3 protein-coding genes and 1 pseudogene are annotated in these 4,351 nt (G+C 65.0%); all 4 read left to right on the forward strand.

Going from position 1 to position 4,351, the window contains the following annotated elements; translation table 11 throughout:
- The first annotated feature begins 956 nt into the window (after positions 1 to 956).
- Positions 957 to 1,733: a YoaK family protein gene (locus AC1D15_RS19680; RefSeq protein ID WP_477827307.1), complete on the forward strand. Its 777-nt coding sequence runs from the start codon at positions 957 to 959 to the stop codon at positions 1,731 to 1,733.
- A 199-nt stretch (positions 1,734 to 1,932) separates the two neighbouring features.
- Positions 1,933 to 2,319: a hypothetical protein gene (locus AC1D15_RS19685; RefSeq protein WP_156155186.1), complete on the forward strand. Its 387-nt coding sequence runs from the start codon at positions 1,933 to 1,935 to the stop codon at positions 2,317 to 2,319.
- A gap of 183 nt (positions 2,320 to 2,502) precedes the next feature.
- The gene (locus tag AC1D15_RS19690) at positions 2,503 to 3,453 is read left to right on the forward strand and encodes a diiron oxygenase (RefSeq protein WP_047512661.1); all 951 of its coding nucleotides are present in this window, start codon (positions 2,503 to 2,505) and stop codon (positions 3,451 to 3,453) included.
- An 85-nt stretch (positions 3,454 to 3,538) separates the two neighbouring features.
- A pseudogene (locus AC1D15_RS19695) lies at positions 3,539 to 4,351 on the forward strand (hypothetical protein); the annotation flags it as partial.

Here is a 4,351-nt window from a genome sequence, read left to right on the forward strand (position 1 = left end):
CACGTACAGTTCGGCGAAGAGGCATCTGGTGACCAGTCGGCGCGAGTCTCAGACTTGTCGGCATGAACATCTCTTGAGGCACTGTTCATGCCGGCCGACCCTGCGCCTCGTACGCGAACGTCACAAGCAGTTCTGGCTCGCCGGCCGGCATTGCGTGCCCGAGTAGATCTCGTTGGCACCATCATCAACGCGACGCAAAAGTCAAACGACGTTCGCCTTTGTCACGTCCAAACCCCTACTGGTCAGCGAAACGCGGGTGGTTTGCTGTTGGGTGACCAGGGTTGCCGCTCAAAACGAGAGCATGTACAGCTCCGGCAGCCAGACGTTGCGGCATCCGATTGTGTGGCCGGCAGCGCTGCTGCATGTCAGCACCGATGGTCTCTGGATGCGCGCCATGTCAAAGGGTTCAGAGTGCTGGGGTAAGTACTTCACGTCGCATACGTTAAAAGGCTGAGGTGCCCACACGCCGCAGTACGGCAATCTTGATAACGGTCGACGTCAAGACGTTAAGGCGTCCTGGAACGTGGGATGTAGGAAAATTGAGGCGCGGATGTCAACAAGCTGCCCTTCCATTTGGTCATTGACCTAAGGCTGGCACGAGTCAGCGAAGCCCGAGCTCGGAAGTCGCGCTGAGGATAAGACTGCGTTTGTCGTCGCGGTCGCGCAAGTAGTAAGGCCAAGAGCCACGTTGTTGTCGCAATCAGAGCACTTGAGGTGGAAGATGTTGTCGCGAAGTGCGGTTTTTGCGGGGGAAAATGTTGTCACCTGACTACCGCCGAAAGAAGGGCTAGGTTTCCATCCGGCAACCAACCTTCTCGAACCAACCGCCGACGGGCGGGCCTCATCAGTAATTTGACATAATATACATTGTCGCGCTTATCGAGACCGGGAGACAGCCGTTGGGCGTCCGCCGTCGAGCCCCGCCATCGACATTCGATGCAGTAACCTGCGTCGTCATGCGCCGACTCCAGCTGATCACCTACCGTCACCGCTCGCGCTCGACGAACTGGACCCTCGGGCTGCTCCTGGCCTTCAATGCCGGCGCTGTGAACGCCGGGGGCTTCCTGGTCCTGCACACGTATACGTCGCACATGACCGGCTTCGCGTCGCAGCTCGCCGACAGCGCAGTCCTCGGGAACGGCGCACTTTTCCTGAGCGCGCTCGGCGCCATCAGCGCATTCGTCATCGGCGCCGCCGTGTGCGCGGTCCTCGTCAACTGGGGCCGCCAGAACCGGCTGCGTGCCATCTACGCGCTGCCGCTGCTCCTGGAAGCCGCCTTGATGTTCCCCTTCGGGATCATGGGCGCCATCACGCTCACATGGCCAACGCCATTTGCGGTGCCGGTGACGGTGCTGCTGCTCTCATTCATCATGGGCCTCCAGAACGCGGTGGGCTCCAAGACATCAGGCGGCAGCATCCGCACCACGCACATGACCGGCAACATCACGGACTTCGGGATGGAACTGGGCAAGCTGATCTATTGGAACGCCCGCCACACCCCGTCAGTTCAATTCGTTCGGCATGAAAAGGCACGGATGAAGCGCTCGGCCGGCCTGATCCTCATGTTCGTGCTGGGCGGCGTGATCGGCGCGTCGGGCTTCAAGCTCGTGGGCTTCATCTGCGTGGTGCCGCTGGCCTTGCTACTCCTTGCCTTGTCCGTTCCGCCCCTCTGGGCCGAGATGCCTCTCCTGGTCGCGCATCGCCGAGCCTGGCAGTCGCCGCGAAGACCCTGAACCGGCCACCGGTCCGAGCCGGGGCCCCGGGCTCCACCCCGGCAGCTTCGCATTCCCCATCGCCCATTCGCATGGATCGAACGCCCCTGGCACGCCGGACCGGACACTGCTGCCACGGCCGCGTCCGCGCCGCAAGCACTGAAAGGTAATAGCGTGTTGCCAACCCACCCAACCAATCCAACCCGGAGGGCCCCCATCCATGACTCGATTGACCCATGAGCACCTCGAGGCGATCGAACGCCACGCCCATGTCGCGCCGGTGCAGCAGTTGCGGCTGCAGGTGATGCAGATCCGGGACGAACTGCAGCACCTCGTTGCCGACGAGGCCGACTACGCGCGCGCCTTGCTGATGAAGCTCGGGCGCATCGTCGACGAGCAGTTGACGCCGCGTGCGACCGCACAGCCCGCACCCGCCTGGTTCGGGGACTGGCAGCCACCCGCGTGGCTCGCACAGCCGATCCAGATCGCAGCCGCGGCCGTCAGGGCGCCGCTCTCGACACCTGTGATGCGAACGCGCGTCGGCCGGCGACGACCGAAGACCGGTCCCACCCTGCCGCAACGCGCGGCCGGCGCGGGCACGGCCTGAGCCTGGCCCGGCAGCAGCCGCAGCGCCGTCGCGCGCTGCGTGCTCTGCCTGGCATCGTTTGCAGTGGCGTGTGCAGTGCGCCGGGCCTGCTGCGAACAGGGTGAACTGCACAATTTCTCCTCTTGTGGTGGCTAGGGTCGCCAGTGCTCCACCGATCCGCACACACATTCAGGAGGACTGATCATGAGCACTGAAACCACCGGTCTCGACGTTACCGATCCCGAAACCACCGTCCGCTATGCCCGCTGCATCGAGCTCTCGAAACGCGTGCGCTGGGAGATCGACCGCGACGTCATCCGCAGCCGCAGCTTCGATTTCGACCAGAAATTCCTGCCCGACGGGCTGACGCAGCTCGACCGGCTGCAGGGCTACAGCGCCAGCGAGAAACGCCTGCTCAGCCAGATCCAGGGCCGCACCTACGCCAACATGTTCGGCATGGTCGAGCGCTTCATCAATGCCAAGCTGCTGGACGTGAGCCGCGAGTACTGGTTCGGCGACCAGATCGCCCTCGAGGCGCTGATCCGCTTCAGCGACGAAGAGCTGAAGCACCAGGCGCTGTTCCGGCGGCTCGAGCACCTGATGGCCGCCGGCATGGCGCCCGGCTACCAGTTCGTGCCCGAGGCCGACCCGGTCGCCCGCCTGGTGCTCAGCAAATCGACCTGGGCAGTCCTGGCGCTGACCTGCCACATCGAACTCTTCACGCAGACGCACTACCAGCGCAGCATCCACCCCGATCCTGAGCTGTCCGAACTGTTCCGGGACGTGTTCCGMTTCCACTGGAAAGAGGAATCCCAGCACGCGGTGCTCGACGAGATCGAATGGCACCGGGAAGACGCCAGGCTGACGCCGGCCCAGCGCGATGCGGCGGTCGACGACCTGATCGCGCTGATGCTCGCCGTCGACGGGCTGCTGCGTGCACAGAGCGAATCCGACGTCCGGTACTTCATTCACCGGCTCGGCCCGCGCTCGCCGGAGCAACTGGATCAGCTGCGCGCCGTGATGCTGCGGGCCTACCGCTGGCAGTACATCGTCTCCGGCATCGAGCAGCCCCGCTTCTTCCAGCTGCTCTCCGGCCTGCTCACCGAGGAGCAGATGAACCGCGTGACCCATGCGCTCACACCATTGATCGGCTGAATCCCCAGCGTCCGCCGATGCCAAAACGCGGCATCATCCGCTGATGAGGAAGGGGCATCTGGCGGGTCCGGCAGTTCCGCATGCAGTGGCAGGCTCGGGAGCGAGCACCCTCGCCCCGCGCCGGCCCGGCCTGCGCCGCAGCCAGTCGGTGCTGGTCGTGGGGCTGCTGGTGATGGTGCTGACGCTCTCGGCGGCAGGTTTCATCAGCTGGCGCAGCCGCCAGGACGCCCTCGACGACTGGCGGCTGTTTCTCTCCAAGCTCTCGACGCTGGCCGTGCGCCATGCCGACCAGACGCTCGCCGCGGCCGACGCCGTGCTCGGCCGCGTGATCGACGAGATCAACAAGTCCGAGCCGATCGACGAGGTCGCGCTGCGCCGCATCGCCGGCCGGCAATCGGTGTTCGACATGATGCGCGAGCGCCAGAAAGACCTGCCGCAGATCGACGTGATCTCGATCGCGACCACCGCGGGCGACATCGTCAATTTCTCGCGCGGCTACCCGCCGCCCGACATCAACGTGTCCGACCGCGACTACCTGAAGACCCACCTGTCCAACCCGTCGCTGGAGGTGTTCCTGTCCGAGCCGGTCAAGAACCGCGGCAACGGCCGATGGACCTTCTATCTCGTGCGCAAGCTGCGCAATCCGCAGGGCCGGATGATCGGCATCGCCCAGGTCGGCATCGAGAGCGAGTATTTCGAGCGCTTCTACCGCTCGATGAACTTCGAGCAGGGCGACGTCTCGCTGGCGCTGCTGCGCGGCGACGCCACGTTGCTGGCGCGCCACCCGCCGCGCGAGGATTTCATGGGCCAGGTCATCAAGGGCAGCGGGTCGCTGCGCGCGCTGGCCGAGGGCGCGCAGGCCGGCGGCACCGCCCTCTTCAACGACCCGCGCCCCACC

It is taken from the genome of Rhizobacter sp. P2_H2 (assembly GCF_056403375.1).

Coding starts and splice junctions, on each gene's coding strand:
- AC1D15_RS19680 (WP_477827307.1), top strand. CDS start 957: ATGCGCCGACTCCAGCTGATCACCTACCGTCACCGCTCGCGCTCGACG.
- AC1D15_RS19685 (WP_156155186.1), top strand. CDS start 1,933: ATGACTCGATTGACCCATGAGCACCTCGAGGCGATCGAACGCCACGCC.